Below are 19,843 nucleotides of genomic sequence, written 5' to 3'. Positions count from 1 at the left end.
GTCTTCCCGAACGATCATTCACGCCTTGCGCCACGGCCTAAGCCACAGCCCCATGCCCAGCAACACCAAAGCACCTGCCAGGGTACTCAACCCCAATTGCAGCCATACGTCTTGCAACCCAAACAACACCAGCGCCGCCAGCCCCAGCATCAACGTGCCGAGCAGCCAGTGCCGCGCCCAAGGCAGTGCCGTGAGCAGCCCCTGGCGCTGCATCAGCAGCAGTGCGGTGCAGATCACCCCAGCCAACGCCGCCAACGGAATACCGGCCAGGCCAAATGCAAACGGCAGTGCGCAGAGCAACAGCACGTTGACCAGGCTGCCCAATAATTCACAACGCAGCGGCTGGCGCGTATCGCCCGCGGCATACGCATAGCGCGCCAGCAGGGCGTTCCATGCGCCAAACACCAAGGGCACGGCAAACCATGCCAGTAACAGTGGCAGAGGCGAATCAACCGATTGCTTGGGCAGCAGCAACGCCACCAGACTGGGCGCCGCCGCCACCAGGCCGACGCCGGCCGGCAGCGTCAGCACACTGGCGGTTTCCAGGCCGCGCTTGAGCAGGGCCAGGCGTTCATCGCCCTGGCGGCGGCTCATCATGCCCAGCAGCACCTGGTTGAGGCTCATCAGCGCAATCAGCGGCAGGTTCATCAGCTTGCGGGCCAGGTTGACCCAGGTCACCGCGCCTTCCCCCAGCAGCGACGCCACCAGGCGTTCTATCAAAGCCAAGCCCTGGCTGGCGCCGTTGCTCAGTAACAGCGGGCCTATACGCTGGCCCAACTCCCGCAGGGGGGCAACCGCCAGCTGCATGCGCCACGGCCGCCAGCCCTGACGCCAAATCGACGGCAACAACGCCAAAGGCATCAACAGGCTACCGGCGAGACAGGCCAAGGCGAGGCTATGGGGTTGACTGGCCGTGCCGGCCAACGCGAGATAGGCCACCGGCGGCAGGTTGAACAACAACGAGCCAAGCCCTGCCAGCACAAAACGCTCGCTGGCCTGCAAGGGAATACTGAACAGTGCATGCAGCATCAAGCCTGGCACGCACCAGGCCACGACCTGCAAATTGCTGGCGGCCAGGGCGGTGGCACTGGTCGCCAGCCCTGGGCCCAGTACCTGCACCAGCCAGGGGGCTGACAGCATCAGCAGCAGACTGACCAGCAGGGCAACCAACAGCAATGCCGGGAACAACACGGCCAGCCAATCGAGGCGCTCGCTGTCCTTGCGCTGCAAGTAGAGCGGCAACGCGGCGGCGCTCAACACGCCACCGGCCAGCGACATTCGCAGCGCCTCGGGCAAGAACAGCGCGATCAAGAACGCATCACTGCGCTCCCCCGCGCTCCAGGCCGCCACCAGTAACCATTCGCGTGCGAACCCCAGGCACAGGCCGAGCAGGGTCGCCAGGGTCAGCCATACTGCAGAACCGAGCATCAGGGGCGTGCGCCATCAAGCAGCGGCTTGCGAAAAACCACAGTCTTGACCTGTGGCAGGCGCGCTGGGAACAAGCGCCGTGCTTCCAGCACATTGATCCCAACCATCAGCCAGAACAGCGCGACCATCACGACGGCAAAACTGAAGTAGTGGTCAAATAACCCACTGACCAGCGCCGACAGAATTCCTGCCGTGCTGCCCAGCCACAGGGCATTGTCCTTGGTCAGGCGGATCGGGCCTTTTTCCGGCCTGGCTTCACGCCACCAACGCACCGTAACGGCTATAAAGAGCAGCATGCCGACGATGCCGGTCTTGTAGATAAAGTTCAGCCACAGGTTGGAGATCCCCAGCAAGTGTGTGCCCGGTACCGGAGGGTCAACCTTGAAGCCAATGCCGAACGGATACGCCACCATGGCCTGGGGGAACATGCGGTATTCATCAAAACGAACTTCGGTGCTGGCGTTGCTCGACGAAAAGATCGTCGCCAAGCGTTCCTGCAGCGGTGGATAGGCCATTACCAAGGCCACGGTCAACGCCGCGCCGATCATCAACAAGCGTCCGGTGTAAGGCACGCGACGGGTGGCCATCCACATCAGTACCAGCGCCAGGCTGACCATCGCGCCACGGCTGCTGGCCAACAGCAACGCCGCCGCTCCCAGGCACGCCACGCCAAGGCCCAGCGCACGTTTGAAGCCTTGTTCGGTCATGCCGTAACAGAACGCCAGGGGCAGCAACAGCGCCATGATCCCGCCGATGGCGTTCGGGTGCATCCACGGTGAACCCATACGCGACGACATGGCTTCCAGGCCGAATTTCAACATGTCGAAGTTGCCGTAGTTGAGAAGGGCGAGAATCGGCGCAATCCCTGCCCCGGAGCGCGTGCGCACGAACACGGCGATCGACATCACCAGCATCGCCAGAGTGCCCAGCAGTAAGGCGATCACCAGGCTTTCGCGGCGTTTATAGTCCACCAGCAGCTTGGCGGCCAGGAACACCCCAGACAGGTTCAACAACCAGCGCAGCCAGTTGGCTACGCCGCTGCTTTCGGCGTGGATGCTCATCTGGCCAACGATAAACGGGAACACGCTGAACAGCATCAGCCACAGCAGCATCTGGTCGGTGGGCCGGCGTGCCAGGCGCGGTGCATCGGGCAGGCGTGACAGGAAGCTGTGCCACAGCACGGCGCCCCAGGTCAGCGCCAGGATGGCTTCGCTTACCGTGCTGCGGATGCCCAGGTTGAGGGTGGAGTAGGGCATGAAGGTCGCGACCAGGGCAAACAGCAACAAGCCCCAGAAGGGAAAGCGCAGGATGGTCACGGCTGCCGCAACACCCATCACAGCGAGAAAGGCCTTGGCCGGTGACAGCGCCAGGGCGGCTGCACCAAACAGCACGCCGAAGAGGATGGCGACGAGGCTTGCCAGGGAGAGTCTCATTTCAGTTCCTCGATCAGTTCGGCCAGGCGCCGACGATAGGCGTTTGGGTTGTAGCGTTCGGCCCATTGCTTGCGTTGTTCTGCAGAAGACTCGTCGCTGCGCTCGCCCAGGCTCAGCATCAGTTGCACCAACGCCGGACCATCGGTCGGGGAAAACCGCGGCGCCGACGGCGGGGTGATTTCATCCAGCGAGGTACCGCTGGCCACGGCCACAGGTGTGCCGACGCTCAGCGCTTCAATCACCGGTAAACCAAACCCTTCCGCGTAGGAGGGCTGCCACACACGGGACGCCTGGCGGTACAACGCCTGCAGTTGGGCATCGGTGACACCACTGAGTGCGCGAATTCCCGGTAGCCCGCGCAGTGCTTCGGGCAAATGCTCAAGGCTGCCCACCAGCATCAATTCCGGTACAGCGGGTGATTGCTGCCGCGCCTGCTGCCAGGCCTTCACCAGAAAGGGTACGTTCTTGCGCAACTCGCGAGTACCCACCAGTAGCCAGAAGGCTTCGGGTAAGTGGAGATCGGACAGGTCTGCTGCCGGCTCATTGAACCCATCCACCTGATTGGGCAGCACACGCACCTTGCCCGCCGCCTGGGGAAACAGGCGTACGGTTTCATCGGCACTGTATTGCGAGGGTGTCCACACGCGGTCGGCGCTGCGCACCGCATAGGCAATCGACAGCCGGTCGCTGGTCTTGTAGACCAGGGCCTTGAGGCGATTGGCGTGGTAGTTGTCCAAAGTGATCTGGAACAGGTCGTGCAGCAGTACCACAGTGCGCAGCCCCTTGGGCTTGGGTGGTAATGGCAAGCCCATATTGAAGGTGCTGATGTACAGGTCAATCTGTTGTTCGCGCAGGGCCCGGGGTAAAAAGCCGGCTTCGAAACGCAGGCGATTCTGTGGCTGATGCATCGCCGTCTTCGCGCAACCCCAGGTCGGGCAGTGGGCCTGCAAGCGTGTCTGGTCGCCCAGCGGGGCCACGGTAAACCGTTCCAATTCGATACCCGGCAAGGCACGCAAGGCGCTTTCCAGGGCATACACCTGGCGGCTGATACCCGATTGCGGCGAGGTGCCGACGGTGCGGTAATCCAGGCCTACACGCATACAGGCTCCTTTTGAGTGAGCGGCGACAGGCTGGCGTACACCTGCTCCAATTGGCTGGCGGCCACGCTCCAGTCATGGGCGCGCCGCACATAGGCGCGCCCGGCTTCGCCCATGGGCGCTGCGGCCGCGGGGAATTGCAGCAGGCGTACTACAGCATTCGCCAGGTCAGCGGCGGTTTGCCCTGCGAGGTAGTCCAAGCCGTCGACCAGGTCCAGGCCCGACACGCCCTGCTCGGTGCTGGCCAGGGGCAGGCCGGCCGCCAGCGCTTCCAGCACTTTGAGCTTGGAGCCGCCGCCATGGCGCAACGGTGCCAGGAACACTGAACAACTCGATTGCAGGCTCAGCAGGTTCGGCACGAAGCCTTGCCACTCAATGCGGGGGTCCTGCCAGCGCTCGCGCCAGCCGTCGGGCATGCCGAAACCGCACACGCTCATGCGCGCATCCGGGCAGTGCTCCCAGACTTTGGGCAGGATTTCATCCAGGGCCCACTCGATCGCGTCCACATTGGGCGCGTACTCATAGTTCCCGAGAAACAGTACACGGCGTGTCGATGGATCTGGGTGTGCAGCGGCAAAGTGGTCGCAGTCCACGCCATTGACCACCACCGACACCGGTTTGCCGGCGATGCCTTGCATCACCTGTGCATCGCTGTCGGTTACTGCTACCACCTGGGTAGCCTGGCGCATTACCCGGCGTTCCCAGCGCATATAGCGCCATTGATCGTAGCGAATGAACGGCAGCGCCCAGCTCGGCAGGCGGTCATAGGTGGCCGCGCCCAGGGCCGATTCCACGTTGTGTTCGGTGAGCACGAAGGGCTGGGACTTGCGCACCAGGGCGTCTTCATACGGCTGGAAGCTGTAGCTGTGTTCTATTTGCACCACATCCCAGTGCTCATTGAGCAGTTGGTTGAATCGGTCCTGCAACGCCCCCGACAGCCCATTCACGCTGGCCAGCAAGGGGTAGGGTGCAAAGAGTCCGGCCACCAGGGTCTTCACGCTGCGCAGTGGGCGGCGGGGCAAGATGATCAATTGCTCGAGAAAGGCTTCCAGTACCTGGCGATCGGTCAGCGATACCGGGTGTTTGTCATGCAGGAGCAAGGTGATCCGATGCCCCCGGGCCGCCAGGCTGCGCAGCAGGTGGAACTGACGCGTCTTGCCGCCGCTGGTGGCGGGCCAGGGTGAGTAGGGCAGGATCCATAAAATGCGCATGACGGGTTTCAATCCCATAACAGAATTTGCAGGTTCGGCTTGACCGCAACGGTCAAGCCGTTGGTGCCGCTCACTGGGGTTTGCGTGCCGCGCAGCGGGTCATACAGGGTGGCGTTGGCGAGGTCCGGCAGGTGCGCATTACCGCCTTTTGCCGACCAGAAGAACCACAGCTTGCGACCATCGGCGCGGGTCCATCCGATGCTGAACAGGCCCTCGGGCAATTGATCGGCGGCGGGTGGGTCGCCAGGCGTCAATTGCGGTCCGCTGACGTCGAGAAAATGCTTCAGTGCGGTATAGACCGGTTTTGGCTTGGCATCGAGGTCGAGCAAGCCGTAGGCACGGTCGCGCACGCTGGCGCGCTGGTCGAGGTCGCTCAAGGTGAACAGGAAGATCTTGTCGAAATCCATCGCGCTCATCAGGGCCAGGCGGCGGAGCACATAGTCGGCCTGGCCTTGCAGGGTAATGATGTCCTGGACTTCCTTGGGCCCCGTGTACGCTGACCAGCCCCATTCGGTGCTCCACAGCGTCTTGACGCCATTGCTGCGCAGTTTTTGGTTGAGCGCAGTTGTCTTGGCGACGAAGTCCAGGTTGGCGGGGTCGTTTCCTTCGGGCAACTGGGTGTAAGGGTGATAGGACATCACGGTGTTCAGGCTGGGCACGCCGAGGGCATCGAAGGCGTCGAGCATGGTCTGGCCGTTGGGCATCTCGCTGAAAAACGCCAGGCCAGCCGCCACCACTGGTTTATTCGGGTTGACCGCACGCAGGGCCGCTGCGCTGCTTTTCAGCAGGGCGGCGTAGCCGGCCGGGTCGGCCACGGGGCGCCAGAAGCCGAGCAGATTCGGTTCATTCCACACCTGCCAGGCATCAACGCTGGGATAACGTTGGGCCAACAGCGCCATGCGGATCGCGAACACATTCGGGTCCTTGGGCGGGTACTGGTCCTGATACGGCGCACCCACGGGCGCGGTGGTGATGAAGGGCGCCGAACCCACCAGGTAGAAGACCGACTTGAGCTGGTTGTCCTGCAACTTGGCCACCAGTTCGTCCAGCGTGGCCACCTGGTACTGATCAGCCACCGGCTCCAACCGATCCCAATGCAGGTCCAGGCGTACCCACTGCAAGCCCAGGTCCTTGAGACGGTCGATCTGCATCTGGTAACGCTGGGGGCTGAACCACAGGAACTGCGCGTTCACTCCCAGGAAATCCTTCCACACCAGCACCTTGTTGCCCTTGAGCACATGGCTCTCGGCATCGGCCGGGCGCCCCCAGATAAAGACGGTAACGCCCATGACCGCCACCAGTGCAAGCGTGGCCAAGTACGTACGTTTACGCACCATAAGGGGCCCCCGCAATCGCTTGCTCAAAAAGCTGCTTGAACTGCCGTGCGGTCAGTGGCCACAGGCGTTGGCCGCCAATGTGCGCGGCGCGTTCGGCCCAGTCCCTGGCCAGCGTCGGGGTCTGCGCCAGGCGCAGTAGTTGCGCGCTCAACGCGGCGACGTCGCCTTGGGGATAGATTGCGCCGTTCCCGCTGGCAACCTCTTCGGCAAATGCCCGTGCATCCGAAGTAATCGCCCCGCGCCCGCACGCGGCGGCCCAGGACAACGCGCCGCTGGTGCCGCGCTGGCGACCCAGCAGGCCGAGTTTTTTCGATTCGCGATACGGCAGCACCATCACGTGGTGCGCCTGTATCGTCTGCGCAATCTCGCTGGCCGGCAGGTTCAGCCGCCAGTCGATGGAGCCAGACAGGCCAAGGTCGGCTATCTGGCGGTTCAATTGTTCAAGGTAATTGCCGCCCGCCCCAAACGCCATTTCGGCGGCAGTGCCACCGGCCAGGGTCAGGCGCACACGGTCACGCAATTGGGGGGCTTGCTGGAAAACTGCGGCCAGGGCCTGTAACAGGTCTTCAATGCCTTTGCCCCGGTAGATAAAGCCGAAATACAGCAGGTGCAGCGTATCCAGGGGCGGCAGCGCCACCGCCGCAATCGCCAGGTTGGCATGGTTGATCACCGCCACTTTGCCTGCGGGCAATTGCATGCGTTGGCTGAGGCAATCGGCGCCCAGGCGGGTGAGGGTGATCAGTCTTGTGAGGCCGCGGGCCACCTGCCGCTCTTCACGCAGGGTCAGCGGGTCTGCCAGCACCACCGCCGCTTGCGGCAACGGGCTGGGCAAGCGCTCCAACAGATTGAGCGGGAAGGGCAGTTGCTCGCGCCGCCATACCATGCGCTCGGGGTCATGCACGGTGGCCGTCAGCGGCAGGTTGGGATAGGCCTTGCGCAACTCGCGCAACGCCAGGAACTCCCCCAGCCGGCCGCCGCCCAGCTCGGCGTGGACCAGGTCCACGCTCTGCCAGTCGAATGCACCGATGGCCTGTTTGATCGCGATGCTGGTGCCCTCGACGCCGCTCAACGGTGTCGCCACCGTCACGCCCAGCTGCTCCAGTGCCGTCTTGAAATGGTTCGCGTAGTCGGCGATCCCATTTTTTTCCGGCGGCAAAGGCGCGAGCAGGGCGATGCGCATCAGAACGCCCCCCGATATTTGGCGATGGTCTGCAGCACCTTGGCCGGCACTTCGAATTTACGCCGGTTGATGATGATGCCGTCCACTTTGCCGAATGCGGTATTGAGGATCGACAGCGCATGCTCCACCACCGGGACCGTGCTTTTCTGCGCCTCCACCACCAGGGCGATCAGGTCGGCGCGACGCAGATTGACGAAGGCATCGCGGTTGTCCAGCAGCGCCGAGGCATCCAGCAGTACCACTTCGCCCGGCACCGCCGGGGCCGCACCGCCGACACGCACAGTAATGCCGTTTTCCTGAAGCAACTGGCGCAACTGTTCCACTACGAACGTCACCCCTTCACCATGGCGCGCGGAGGTCAACCCGAGGGTCAGGCCGCGTTCAGTGATACGGTCCAACTGCAGCAGACCGTAGAGCCGGTAGATGCTCGCGTTGAATGCGTTGGTGCCTTGTGCGGTACTGGTATCCAGTTCTGGCAGGGTGGTCCACAGCGGCAGGCCGAACTTGCGTTCCACCAAGCCACCGTCATGGATGCGCTGGTCGAGCAGGTAGCACAGGTAGATCACCAGCAAGCCGACCACGATGGAAAACGGGATCGCCAACAACAGCATCAACAGGGTTTTAGGGAAGATTCGGCCAGGGTTCAGGGTGGCCTCCTCGATCACCGCGATATTGCTGATCTGGCTGTTATCCAGCTCACGGTCGATGCGCGATTTTTCCAGGTTATCGACATACAGCGCATAGTTACGCTCGGTGGCACTCAGTTCACGGGACAGGCGCGCCAGCTCCGGTTCAATCTCCAGGGCTTCCTTGCGTTGCGCCTCGAGGTTCACCAGTTGTTTCTGCTGTTGCACCAGTTGTGTACGCAGTGCCGAGTTGTTGCTGGACTCATCGAGCAGCACGCGCTGCAAGTGGATCTCCAGGGTGTTCGGCGCACGGTTTTCCGAGCTTTGCACGGTGTTGCTTTCATTCGCGACCTGGGCCTGCATGGCGCGGATCGACGCATCCAGGGCTTTGACCGGCGGCGCATTGTCGGTGTAGGTGCGCATCATGTCGGCCTTTTCCAGCAACTTCTGGTTGAGCAGGCGACGCAAGTCCTGCTGCTGCGGGTTCAGCGCAATCTGGCGTACCGTGGTCACTTCCTTGGGTTGGGTCTTGAGCTGAGTGCGGGTGCTCTCCAGGGCGCTGTCGGACGAGGCAATCAAGCGCGTGGTATTGAAGGTTTCGCCACGCAGCACGTTGATGCGCTCGGACAAATCCTCCAGGCGATCGGTGATGCTTGCCGCGCCGATCTGGTTCAAGTGGGCAAGAATCTGCTCCTTGTAGCTCTTGATTTCGGTAGCGCTGTTGGCTACCTGGCCTTCATAGAAGGCATACAGGCTCTTGCGTCCCAGGGCCTGGGTGCGTTCGTTGATGTAGGTCTCGACCCAGCTTTTGACCACCGCCTGGGCGATTTCCGGGTCGCTCCACTTGAAGCTGATGTCCATGACGGTGGAACCGGCCGCGTGGCTGACGTCGAAGTTTTTCTCCAGGCTGGCGGCCAGGCGCTCCACGGGTGTGGTCTGTTCAATGATGCCCACGGTTTCCAGCACCACGCGCACACCGTCGAACACTGCGCCGATACCACTTTTGACGTAGTACTTGGTGCGCTTCCAGAGGCCTTCCGGTGGCGGCATTTTGTCGATGACTTCCAGGTAATGCTCGGCCACCGCCCGCACGATAGGGCGACCGGTCAGCAGGCGTTCCTCATCGACAATCGGGTCGCGTTGAGTGCTCGGCATGACCAGCGCCTGACGGTTGCTGATCTCAATGGGCAGCGTCGAATCGCGCCCCGGCTTGACCAGCAAGCGTGCGGTGGACTCGTATTTGGCTGGTAGTAAAAAGGCCCCCAGCAGAATGATCACCAGCGCCGCGATGGCCGCCAGCTTGAACTCGTGCCGGAAGATGAAGAACAAGCGCAGAAGATCGCGAAAAGAACGGATCTCGATCATGGGATGTCGCTCCTTTAGTTACTGCCGCCGCTGGTTCGGGTGTAGTTGTAGCCAACCCCGATCGACTTGGTGAATGGGATCAACTGGTTCAAGTAGGTATCTACGCCCTGGATGCGCTCGCCCACGTTGGATTTGGGCACGAACACCACATCTCCCCGCTGCAGCGGCACTTGTTTACGCCCGTTGGGGCCGGTCTTGAGGTATTGGCTGAAGTCCAGGAAGTAAGCGCGGTAGGTGCCTTGGGTATCTTCGCGCAACAGTGCGACCATGCTGGCGTTGCCCGCCGGGTTCACCCCGCCGGCGCCGACGATGGCTTGTTCCAGGGTGTTGGCCGAGGCGATCGGCACCGTGGTCGGGTTGTTTACCGCACCGCCGACGATGATCGAGTTGCCCGGTGCCTGGTTGATGTTCACCGTCACCCGTGGCTCGCGATACACCGGCGCAAGCTTGTTGCTCAGCTCGTTCGCCACCTCGGCTGGCGTGCGACGGGCTACCTGGATCGGGCCCAGGAACGGGTAGTTGATCTTGCCATCGGTTTGCACGGTGTACAGCGTCAGCTCATAGATGGTGCTGACGTTGAACGCCGACAGCGTTGGCATCTCACCGGCATCGCGCACAATGCGCAACTGATCGCCGATGCGGATACGCTCTACCGCCGGCGGCAGCTGCGCAAGCTGGTCGAGAGCGCGCTTGCCGTCCTCGACCGTCTTGCCGTCGGGGGGGACGATACGTGCAGGGGTATTGCAGGCGGCCAGTGCCATCATGGCCAGGACGAGCATAGTTCTTTTCATCAAGGGGGACTTCCTGTAGGTCATGATGCTCACCTCCAATAACCGGGAAACATGCTGATGCGCCGCTTTAGGGCGAGGGGTAGGCGGCGTTCCAGATGGCCCAGCCGATAGCCGAGCAATTTGAACGCGCTGCGCACCAGTACTTCGGGTACGCGGTGCAATGCACCGGCTGCGCGCAACGCTGCGAGTTCAGCCTGTACATAGCGTTTACCTTCACCGCCGGCATCGCCAAAGGCTTGGCGAATCCACGGCTCGCGACCGTAGAACACGCCAATGTCGAAGTAGCGGTGAAACTCATCCATGAGTCGGTAATCGTGGGAGTGGTACACCCGCGCCGTGGCGGCGTAGCGCACCTTGTAGCCATCAAGCAGCATGCGCGCCGCGACGTAGGCATCCTCACTGCCGATCACATCGGCGGGGAAGCCACCCACGGCCTGCAGGGCGCTGCGCCGGTAGACTGAAAACGAGTCGGAGCTGAAGCAGGTTTTAATCCCCAACTGCGCAGCGTCGGCAAGGCTCTTGGTGCGGCTCTGAGCCGGGTAATTGAAGTGGCGTGACTGGGCTCCCAGCACGCCAGCGCCAGGGTGCGGCAATTGCCGGCCGTAGGCCACGCCGTTGAGTGGGTCTTGTTGCAATTCTTCGAGCAGGTTGGCGAAGGTCTCTGGGTCAGCCGGGATTGCGTCCTGAGTCATCACGATCAGTGCGTCACCGCTCGTGTGTTCACTGGCCCAGCGCCGTGTGCCACCGTGGTTGAAGTCGCGAGCGTCGATAACCTCGACCCGCGCGCCAAATTCGCGAAAGCGCGCCACGGTGTCATCGCTGGACGCGCTGTCGACTACCAGCATCTCGTCCGGTTGCAGAGTCTGCATCTGCAGCGCGGGCAGCAGTCGCGTCAAATGACTGGACGCGTTGCGGGTTGGAATGATCAGCGAGGTGCGCATGTCATTTCTTCTCTGCGGGCGCGCGCCCATAGATGTCATCGAAGCGTACGATGTCGTCCTCGCCCAGGTATTCACCGCTCTGCACTTCGATCATCACCAGGTCGATGATGCCGGGGTTGGTCAAGCGGTGCTTGTGCCCAGCCGGGATGTAGGTCGATTCGTTGGCGTTGATCAAAAATTCGCGCTCGCCATTGGTGATCTGCGCGGCACCGCTGACCACTACCCAGTGTTCGCTGCGGTGGTGATGCATTTGCAGCGACAGCGATGCCTGGGGCTTGACCACGATGCGCTTGATCTTGAACCGGCTGCTTTCCTCCAGCACGGTGTAGGTTCCCCACGGCCGTGTGACGGTGCGGTGCAGGCTGAACGCCGGATGGTTCTGGCGCTTGAGTTCGGCGACGATGTAGCGCACGTCCTGGCTGCGGTTGGCGTCGGCGATCAGCAGGGCATCGGGGGTATCGACGATGATCAGGTCTCGCACGCCGACGGCACCGAGTACGCGTTTGGGCGAGTCGATATAGCAGTTGTGCACGTCATGCAAGATGGCTTCGCCATTGACCTGGTTGCCCTGGGCATCGCTGGGCGTGAGCTGGCGCAGGGCTTCCCAGGAACCGATGTCGCTCCAGCCGATGTCGCACGGCACCACGGCCACTTGCGTGGACTTCTCCATCAACGCCACGTCGATGGAAAGGTCTGGCGCGGTGCCGAAGGCCTCGCTGCCCAGTTCACGCTGGCGCGAGGTGCTGTTTTGCAGGTGCTGGCTCTGCTCGAGGGCTGCACGAGCGGCCCCCAGTACGTCGGGAGCATGGGTCGCCAGCTCGTCCACCAGAGTACTGGCCTTGAAGCAGAACATGCCGGCATTCCACAAGTGCTTGCCGCCGTCGAGATAGGCTTGGGCCGTGGCCAGGTCGGGTTTTTCGACGAAACGCTTGACCCGGTTACCCAGGCTCAGGGCGTCACCTTTTTCGATGTAGCCGAAGCCTGTTTCCGGGTGATCGGGTTGAATGCCGAAGGTCACCAGGTAGCCGGCTTCGGCCAACTCGCGTGCCTGGGTCACGGCGTCGGCGAACGCGGTTTCATTCAGCACCAGATGGTCGGCTGGCATCACCAACAACTGGGCGTCGCCACCGAAATGCTCCTGCACGTGCAGTGCCGCCACCGCAATGGCCGCTGCGGTATTGCGACCGAACGGCTCCAGCAACAGGTCCAGAGGCAGCCTGGCCTGGTTGACTCCGCGGTAGTCATCCAGGGTGCGAAACAGCAAGTCGCGATTAGTGACGGTCAGCACACTTTCCACGCCGGGCAGGCGCGCGGCACGTTGAAAGGTTTTCTGCAGCAGACTCTGGCCGTCACGCATACGCATGAATGGCTTGGGCATGTTCTGCCGGGACACCGGCCACAGCCGCGTGCCTGACCCACCGGAAATAATGCAGGGGATTAATCCGTTGAGTGTATTCATCAATAGACTTCCTTGGTGGAAAGGACGGCTGGGACCGTCATGAAGACGATGTACAAATCGAACCACACGGACCATTTGGAGATGTACTCCAGGTCGTATTCGACGCGTTTCTGGATTTTGAACAGGGTGTCGGTTTCACCCCGGTAGCCGTTGATCTGCGCCCAACCGGTGATGCCGGGCTTGACCCGGTGGCGCGAGCTGTATTCGCTCACAGCCACTTCGAACGGAATACCGGCGGCTTTGGTGGCGGTGGCATGAGGGCGCGGGCCGACCATCGACATGTTGCCCTGCAGTACGTTGAACAACTGCGGCAGCTCATCGATGCTGGTCTTGCGGATGATGCGGCCAACCCGGGTAATGCGCGGGTCTTCACGAGTGGTCTGGCGTTCGGCGGTAAAGTCGCTCTGGTCGGTGTACATCGAGCGGAACTTGAACACGCGAATTTCGTTGTCGTTATAGCCGTAGCGGTTCTGGCGAAACAGCACCGGGCCCTTGGAGTCGAGCTTGATCGCAATGGCCGTGACCAGCATCACCGGTGACACCAGCACCAGGGTGATGCTCGCCAGGAGCAGGTCTTCGCAACGCTTGATAAACGGCGACCAACCGCGCAGCGGCAACTGCGAGGTATTGAACATCAGGATGCCGCCCACGTCTGTGATCCGGCTATGGCCGTAGCGCAGGGCAGCCATGTCGGGCACCAGCATCACGTTCACCGACATTTGCCGCAGGCGATTGACCAAGCCGTGAATACGTTGCTCGGCAGCCCAGGGCAGGCAGATCATCACTTGGTTGACCTGTTCGGCGCGGATCAGTTTTTCCAGGTCGCGGGTATTGCCCAACAGCGGCAGGCTGCTCAGTTCCTTGGGAATACGCTCGGTGCGGTCGTCAATAAAGCCGATAAGCCCGGAGCGAATGTCGCCGTTGCGTTGCAAGTGGTCGGCGACATGCACGGCGGTGTCAGTGAAACCCAGGATCACTGTGCGTTGCAGGTATTTGCCCTTGCGCATGAGTTTGCGGTACAGGCGTAGCATCACCAGGCGTTCGGCACAGAACATCGTCAAGCTGGCGATATACCACACCACCAGGTTGCGCGGGTTCAATTGCGGAAATACCTGCAGGATCTGGTACATGAACAACAGGATGCAGAATGCGGAGGACCAGGCCACGATATTGGTGCGCAGGCGCAAGCGATTACTGAACAGTTCCTCGGAATAAATGCCCAGGGCCTGGAACAGAATGATGGTCAATACCGCAAAAAACAGCAGCAAGCCCAGAAAGTGCGAACGCATTTCAGGGGCCATCGGGTCGAGGAAAAGCGCCAGGACCAGCGGTGGGAAAATGGCCGTCAGACCGTGGACCAGCTTGACGAAAACCACAAAAAACTCGACAAACCCTGCTCGGGTCAAAAACAAGCTGACAACTGACGACTTCTCTCGCATACAAACATCCCTCATTGCACACCAGGCGTTCTATTCGGTCGTCTGAACCAGACGGCAGCGGACTACGCTGGGTAAAACGCATCCCTTCCTTCGAATGGATAGCTCCAAATGAAAGAATTTTGCAAGGGCAGTGGCTACTACAGGAGGACTTCCTTTTCTCTTTCAGTCAATAATTTGACCTTGTTTCAGCGATGATATCATAGACACTTTAAATGTTCCTTCTTGTGTCATTTTGTTGACATTCCTTGTGCAAGAGGACCCGGTCTCGGGGTGTGATTTTGAGTGTAGGAACAAAAGTGTGAATTTTCCTGTTTGTCAGGAAACACTTTTTTGACGGGCCCCGGGGAGGCGTAGGAAAAGAGGGCGCAACGCACCAGGCGCCTGCCCTCCAGAGGATTGAGCGGGTTAAAAGGTGCCTTTCAGACTGACCGTGAAATTACGCGGTTCGCCATAAAAATTGCCCCATGAGGCTGTGCCCACGGTTTGGTAATAGTTTTTGTCGAAGAGGTTCTTGGCGTTAAGGGCGACGGTCCAGGTGTCATCTACGCGGTAGGCCAATCGTGCATCCCAAACCGTATAGCCGGCCTGTTCGAGCTTGAGGCCCTGCTGCATGCGATAGTTGCCGCTCTGGGCATTGACCCCCGTACCCACGCTCCATTTGGACAGCGCGCCATCCAGCTGGTAATCGCCCCACATGCGCAACATGTGGCGGGGTACATAGGTGTTGGACGCGCCTCCTTCGATAGCGGTATCAATGTTTTTAAGCGATTTGGTCTGAGTGTAGGTGTAGCCCCCCGAGACTTGCAGACGTTCGAGCAACTGGCCGCTGACTTCGGCTTCGACGCCCTGGGCGCGGACCTTGGCAGTGTCGGTATAGCAGTAGCCATCGGACGAAGTTGGGCAGAAACTCAGGAAGTCAGTCTCGGCGCCGTTTTTCTCTGTGGCCCGGAACAACGCTATGGAACTGTTGAGACGCCCGTCGAACCATTCGCCCTTGATACCCAGCTCGTAGTTGTCCCCCATCTTGGGCTTGAGTGCCGCGCCGTCGGCGGTGGCATAAGAGCTCTGCGGCTGGAAGATATCGGCGTAGCTGGCGTACAGGGAAAGGTGTTCGTCGAGGTCGTAGATCAGAGCGGCAAACGGCGTGACTTCACCGGATTCCTTGGTGCGCGCATCTTGCACACTCCACTCGCCCCAACCCAGGGTGTTGGACTGCCGACGGTTTTCGTACCAGCTCACACGGCTGCCCACGATGAACATCAAGGGCTCGGCCAGGCGCAGGCGCAAGGTGGCGTAAGTACCATACTGGGTAGCGGTTTCCTTGACCGTGCCACCGCGGTACATGTTTGGCCAGAAGGTGTCATTGGCTGGTTCGGGGAAGTGGTGGTCGGGCTGATAAATGCTCTGGCGCGTGGGCAGGTTCTGGATCGCGAATACGTCATCCTGGGTGCCTCGGCTGCCGTTGGCCCCAAGGATCAGTTCGTGTTCCAGGCCAAAGGCTTGGAACTTGCCATCGATGTAAGCGTCCAGGCCGAAGTCCTTGTGCTCATAGTCCATCAATGCTGCGTAGGAGTTGGCGGTGGGGGTTGGGGCGCCATAGGCGATGGTACCTTCGCTGGCGGCGTACTTGGTGTCTTGCAGGTTGCGGCTGTGCACAGCGGCGACTTTGATTTGCCAGTCGTCATTGAAGTGATGGGTGAGGTCAGCGAAGAACGTCGTGCGTCGGCTTTGCCAGTCGTTCCAGGATTGGCCCAGGCAGGTGGAACGGCTTAACCTGGCGCTCTTGCCATCGCTATAGCGCGGCAAGCCACCCCAACAGGGGCTGGCGTCGACGTCTTCGTAGCTGGCTCCCACGCCCAGGGTTGTGTCGGGGCTCAGGTCGACGTCCAGTGCGGTATAGAAGGCTTGGTCCTGGCGCTTGGAAATGTCCATGTAGGAGCCGCGATCCTGTTGGCTGAACGCCGCGCGGCCGCGCACGGTGCCGCTGTCATTGAGCGGGCCACCGGTATCGACGTCGGCGCGGTAGTTGTCCCAGGTGCCGGCGGACAGCATCAGGCTTGAGGTCGGGGTGGCCTGTGGCCGCTTGCGCACGAAGTTCACCGCACCGCTGGCCGTGCCGGCCCCCTTGAGCATGCCGGCTGCGCCTTTGAGTACTTCCACGCGATCATAGATCGCCATGTTGGCGCTGAAACTGTCCGCCTGCACATAGTCCTTGCCCATGTCCAGCGGTACGCCGTCGTACTGGTACTGGCCGAGCATCTTGAATCCACGGGAATAGAAATACTTGCCGCCCATGGGCGACTCGTAGGTGGTGATCCCTGGTGTACGTTCCATCACATCGTCAATGGTGGTGACATTCTGATCGTCCATCAATTGGCGGGTCATCACACTCACTGACTGTGGCGTTTCCCGCAGGCTGTGTTGGCCTTTGCCGATGGTGACCGCGCCGGTAGTGTAAGAACCGGTGCCTTCGGTCAGGGCCCCCAGGCGTTGGCCGGTCACCGTGGTCGCGCTCAGGTTCAGGGCACCGGTGTCGGCCATTTGTGGCAACAGCAGCCAGATATCCTTGCCTTGGCGCTGGGCTTGCAGGCCCTGGCCGCGCAGTAACTGGCCCAAGGCCTGTTCTCGATCGAAGTTGCCGCTCAGGCCTGTGCTGGTTTTACCGGCAACGCTGGTGGCATCGTAGGACAAGCTGATGCCGGCCTGACGGGCAAATTGATCCAGTGCCGAGGTAAGGGAGCCGGGGGCGATCGCCCATGCGCGAACCTGGGTATCAGCGCTAGCGGAGTCGGCCATCACGGCGAGCGGCAAGACGCCGCCGCCCAGGCAGGCGCCAAGGAGGGCGGCCTGCACCGTGTGTTTGAGAAGAGAACGTTTGGAGGGGAACGCTTGCATGACCGCGGGATGCTCCTGAAGGAAGTGGACAAACCGGCCTGTTGATCGGCCCTTCCTTACAGGTCGAATGGCAATGAGAATTCACCTCATTTATTTTCGGCCGGTCACACCCGAGCGGAGACGGTTACCCAGTAGCGGCTGCGGTAGGTCACATCGATCGCCAGCGATTGAGTGACCAACTTGAGCACTTGGTCGGTGTCCTCCAGTTGGTAAGTGCCCGACACCCGCAGCCCTGCCACGGCTTCGCTGCAACGCACCAACCCACTGCGATAGCGGCCCAGCTCGGCCAGGAAGTCGTCCAGGCGCATGTTGTGGGCGCTGATCACGCCGTCACTCCAGGCCCAGGGGTCCAGGCCGTTGTTGGGGGAAGGGCGAATGCCGCTACGGTTGAACATCACCTGTTCGCCTGGCTTGATCACCTGGCGTGCGGCGCCGTCATGGCGATCGGCAAACACCGCTACCGCACCCTGTTGCACGGCCAGCAGAGTACCTTGGAGTTCTTCGCGCACCAGCAAGCGCGTGCCGACGGCGCGCAGGTAACCGTCGCGGGTATGCACCCACAGCGGGCGGTGGTCGGCGCCGGTATTGATCAATATTTCACCCTGGCGCAGGTTCACCAGCCGTTGTTCGGCGCTGGAGGTAATGTCGACGGCACTGGCGCTGTTGAGCTGGACTTTGCTGCCATCCTCCAATGTTACCCAGCGCCGCTCGCCAGTGGCGGTGCGGTAGTCCGCCATCAAGGCGGGCAGGGGCGTGTAGTCGCGGCCCAGCCAGGCTAAACCTGCGGCGCCGGCAAACAGCCCGAGCAGTTTCAGGCTTTCACGACGGCTGATGTGCTGGCGTGCGCCGTCGAGTGCATGGCGACTGACATGCGCCGGCAAGTGGTTGAAATCGTCATTCAGGGTGGCGACCCGTTGCCAGGCCTGTTGATGCGCCTCGCTGGTGTGCAGCCACTGGTCAAAGGCCGCGGTGCTGGCGTCGTCGGCGGTGTTGTAGCGCAGCTTGATCATCCATTGGATGGCCTGGTCGACCAGGTGCGAGTCAGGAGTCGGCATAGCGCAACCGGTAACAGGCGTGCAGCGCCTTGGACAGGTCGCGTTCCACCGTGGCCTTGGACACGCCCAGGCGCAAGGCGATCTGCGGGCAGGTCAGGCCGTCCAATTGGGCCAACAGGAAAGCCTCGCGCACCCTCGGCTTGAGCTGGTCGAGCAAACGGTCAATACGCTCCAGGCTGTCGAGGATCAGCCGCTTTGTTTCTTCGCTCGGCACCTCTACTTGCGGGAAGTGCGCCAGGCTTTCCAGGTAGGCGCGTTCCAGTTCGCGGCGCCGGTATTGGTCGATCATCAAGCTGCGCGCGATGCTGCTCAGATACGCGCGCGGCTGCTGCAAAGTCTGTTGCTGACGCGCGTTGAGCAGGCGCACGAAGGTGTCCTGCGCGAGGTCAGCGGCGCGCTCATGGCAGCCCGTGCGCCGGCTCAACCAGCCTCGCAGCCATGAATGGTGGGCTTGGTATAGCTGGCCGATGGCAGCAGGGTCCAGTGGGTGATCGCTCGACATGGTCATCCTGGCGCAGCAGGCTTAATTGATAATGTTTCGCATTCTAGACGTTGGTCGTGGCATTCAGCAATCACTCGGTTCGCTGCGTGAGCAATGTATCCAGCACAATTTTTTGTAGGGCCTGCAAGCGCCGATTAATCTGTTTTTTTTCCAGCGGACGGTTCAACCATGATCAGCCTTGTCACACTCGGTGTTTTTTCCGGCGCTGTGTTGCTGTTGTTGCTGTCACCGGGGCCGAACATGGCATTTGTCATCAGTCAGGGCGTCACCCATGGCTGGCGCGGCGGCGTTGCTTCGGCCCTGGGCATTGGCGTGGCCGACCTGTTGCTGACAGCGTTGACCGCCATGGGGGTGACGGCGTTGGTCGCCAGCTGGCCGCCAGCGTTCGACCTGATCCGTTATGCGGGCGTGATCTACCTGCTGTGGCTGGCCTTCAAAACCTTGCAGAAACGCCCCGGCCTGGACACCGCTCACGTCGGCCGCGTGGCGTTGGGCCGAGTGTTTCTGCAGGCCATGCTCAACAGTTTGCTCAACCCCAAGGCGTTGTTGTTTTTCATGGTGTTCCTGCCACAGTTTGTGCGGCCCGAGGCGGGGCCCATCGCCTTGCAATTGATGGTGCTGGGCGGTGTGTTGACGTTGATCGCCAGTGTGTTTCATGTGCTGTTGGGCGTGTTTGGCGGGGCGCTCAGTCGTTTCTTCGCCAAACGCACCAAAAGCGCCTGGCTGCAGAAGTGGGGCTTGGCAGCGGTGCTGACGGCGTTGGCCGTGCGCTTGGCGGTGATGTCACGTCCTGCCTGAACACACGCGGGAAGCCAAGCAAGTTTCTTTGTGGCGGGTGCCCGACAGCCGATGCTCATCTACCTGACACCCCATAATCCAAATGTGGGAGCTGGCTTGCCTGCGAAGACGGCCTGCCAGCCGACGCAGTTATACCGAGTACATATCCATTCCTGCGGTAACGGCCGCTTAGGGTTCCGCTTTTACAGCGGCTCACTTTTGAAAAGCGCAAAAGTAAGCAAAACGCTCTTGCCCCACCACTCGGCACCTCGCTTAGGCTCGGTGTGCCCGAACACAGGCTTGAATC

At 61.4% G+C, this 19,843-nt stretch carries 15 protein-coding genes; 1 reads left to right on the top strand and 14 read right to left on the bottom strand.

Annotation, left to right across the window (positions count from 1 at the left end; genetic code table 11):
• Positions 1-18: 18 nt before the first annotated feature.
• The 14 genes from ACP7CZ_RS26840 to ACP7CZ_RS26775 all read right to left on the bottom strand — a co-directional run bounded on the left by ACP7CZ_RS26840 (position 19) and on the right by ACP7CZ_RS26775 (position 18,759).
• Positions 19-1,428 carry a lipid II flippase MurJ gene (locus ACP7CZ_RS26840; RefSeq protein ID WP_054898210.1) on the bottom strand — a complete coding sequence of 470 codons (1,410 nt, stop codon included), beginning with the start codon at positions 1,426-1,428 and terminating at the stop codon, positions 19-21.
• Positions 1,428-2,861, bottom strand: coding sequence for an O-antigen ligase family protein (locus ACP7CZ_RS26835; RefSeq protein ID WP_294165623.1), 1,434 nt, complete (start codon positions 2,859-2,861; stop codon positions 1,428-1,430). The genes ACP7CZ_RS26840 and ACP7CZ_RS26835 overlap by 1 nt, the downstream gene beginning before the upstream one ends.
• The gene (locus ACP7CZ_RS26830) at positions 2,858-3,961 is read right to left on the bottom strand and encodes a glycosyltransferase family 4 protein (RefSeq protein ID WP_054898212.1); all 1,104 of its coding nucleotides are present in this window, start codon (positions 3,959-3,961) and stop codon (positions 2,858-2,860) included. Before ACP7CZ_RS26830 ends, ACP7CZ_RS26835 begins: the two co-directional genes overlap by 4 nt.
• Positions 3,952-5,169 carry a glycosyltransferase family 4 protein gene (locus tag ACP7CZ_RS26825; protein ID WP_034125839.1) on the bottom strand — a complete coding sequence of 406 codons (1,218 nt, stop codon included), beginning with the start codon at positions 5,167-5,169 and terminating at the stop codon, positions 3,952-3,954. The genes ACP7CZ_RS26830 and ACP7CZ_RS26825 overlap by 10 nt, the downstream gene beginning before the upstream one ends.
• A gap of 8 nt (positions 5,170-5,177) precedes the next feature.
• Positions 5,178-6,506, bottom strand: coding sequence for a cellulase family glycosylhydrolase (locus ACP7CZ_RS26820; RefSeq protein ID WP_034125838.1), 1,329 nt, complete (start codon positions 6,504-6,506; stop codon positions 5,178-5,180).
• Positions 6,496-7,686: a glycosyltransferase gene (locus ACP7CZ_RS26815; protein ID WP_054898214.1), complete on the bottom strand. Its 1,191-nt coding sequence runs from the start codon at positions 7,684-7,686 to the stop codon at positions 6,496-6,498. The genes ACP7CZ_RS26820 and ACP7CZ_RS26815 overlap by 11 nt, the downstream gene beginning before the upstream one ends.
• The gene (locus ACP7CZ_RS26810; protein WP_294165626.1) at positions 7,686-9,677 is read right to left on the bottom strand and encodes a GumC family protein; all 1,992 of its coding nucleotides are present in this window, start codon (positions 9,675-9,677) and stop codon (positions 7,686-7,688) included. Before ACP7CZ_RS26810 ends, ACP7CZ_RS26815 begins: the two co-directional genes overlap by 1 nt.
• 14 nt (positions 9,678-9,691) lie before the next feature.
• Positions 9,692-10,468, bottom strand: a complete 777-nt coding sequence (locus ACP7CZ_RS26805; protein WP_034125835.1) for a polysaccharide biosynthesis/export family protein — start codon at positions 10,466-10,468, stop codon at positions 9,692-9,694.
• A 29-nt stretch (positions 10,469-10,497) separates the two neighbouring features.
• A complete protein-coding gene (locus ACP7CZ_RS26800; RefSeq protein WP_054898216.1) occupies positions 10,498-11,409 on the bottom strand; it encodes a glycosyltransferase family 2 protein in 912 nt (303 codons plus the stop codon).
• A gap of 1 nt (position 11,410) precedes the next feature.
• Complete coding sequence (locus tag ACP7CZ_RS26795; protein ID WP_054898217.1) at positions 11,411-12,868, bottom strand: mannose-1-phosphate guanylyltransferase/mannose-6-phosphate isomerase; 1,458 nt, start codon at positions 12,866-12,868, stop codon at positions 11,411-11,413.
• Positions 12,868-14,307: an undecaprenyl-phosphate glucose phosphotransferase gene (locus ACP7CZ_RS26790; protein WP_054898218.1), complete on the bottom strand. Its 1,440-nt coding sequence runs from the start codon at positions 14,305-14,307 to the stop codon at positions 12,868-12,870. Before ACP7CZ_RS26790 ends, ACP7CZ_RS26795 begins: the two co-directional genes overlap by 1 nt.
• 405 nt (positions 14,308-14,712) lie before the next feature.
• Complete coding sequence (locus ACP7CZ_RS26785; protein ID WP_294165632.1) at positions 14,713-17,202, bottom strand: TonB-dependent siderophore receptor; 2,490 nt, start codon at positions 17,200-17,202, stop codon at positions 14,713-14,715.
• 104 nt (positions 17,203-17,306) lie between these two features.
• Entirely contained in the window at positions 17,307-18,257 is a 951-nt protein-coding gene (locus tag ACP7CZ_RS26780; RefSeq protein WP_054898220.1) for a FecR domain-containing protein, read from the bottom strand.
• Positions 18,244-18,759 carry a sigma-70 family RNA polymerase sigma factor gene (locus tag ACP7CZ_RS26775; protein ID WP_034125829.1) on the bottom strand — a complete coding sequence of 172 codons (516 nt, stop codon included), beginning with the start codon at positions 18,757-18,759 and terminating at the stop codon, positions 18,244-18,246. Before ACP7CZ_RS26775 ends, ACP7CZ_RS26780 begins: the two co-directional genes overlap by 14 nt.
• Positions 18,760-18,927: 168 nt before the next feature.
• Between ACP7CZ_RS26775 and ACP7CZ_RS26770 the strand changes: the two genes are divergently transcribed.
• On the top strand, positions 18,928-19,557 hold the full coding sequence (locus ACP7CZ_RS26770) for a LysE family translocator (protein WP_054898221.1): 630 nt from the start codon (positions 18,928-18,930) through the stop codon (positions 19,555-19,557).
• Positions 19,558-19,843 lie beyond the last annotated feature (286 nt).

The sequence above is a fragment of the Pseudomonas sp. DWP2-2 genome (genome assembly GCF_049897065.1).
Lineage (GTDB): Bacteria > Pseudomonadota > Gammaproteobacteria > Pseudomonadales > Pseudomonadaceae > Aquipseudomonas > Aquipseudomonas paracarnis.
This window is presented reverse-complemented; position numbering and strand designations above follow the sequence as displayed.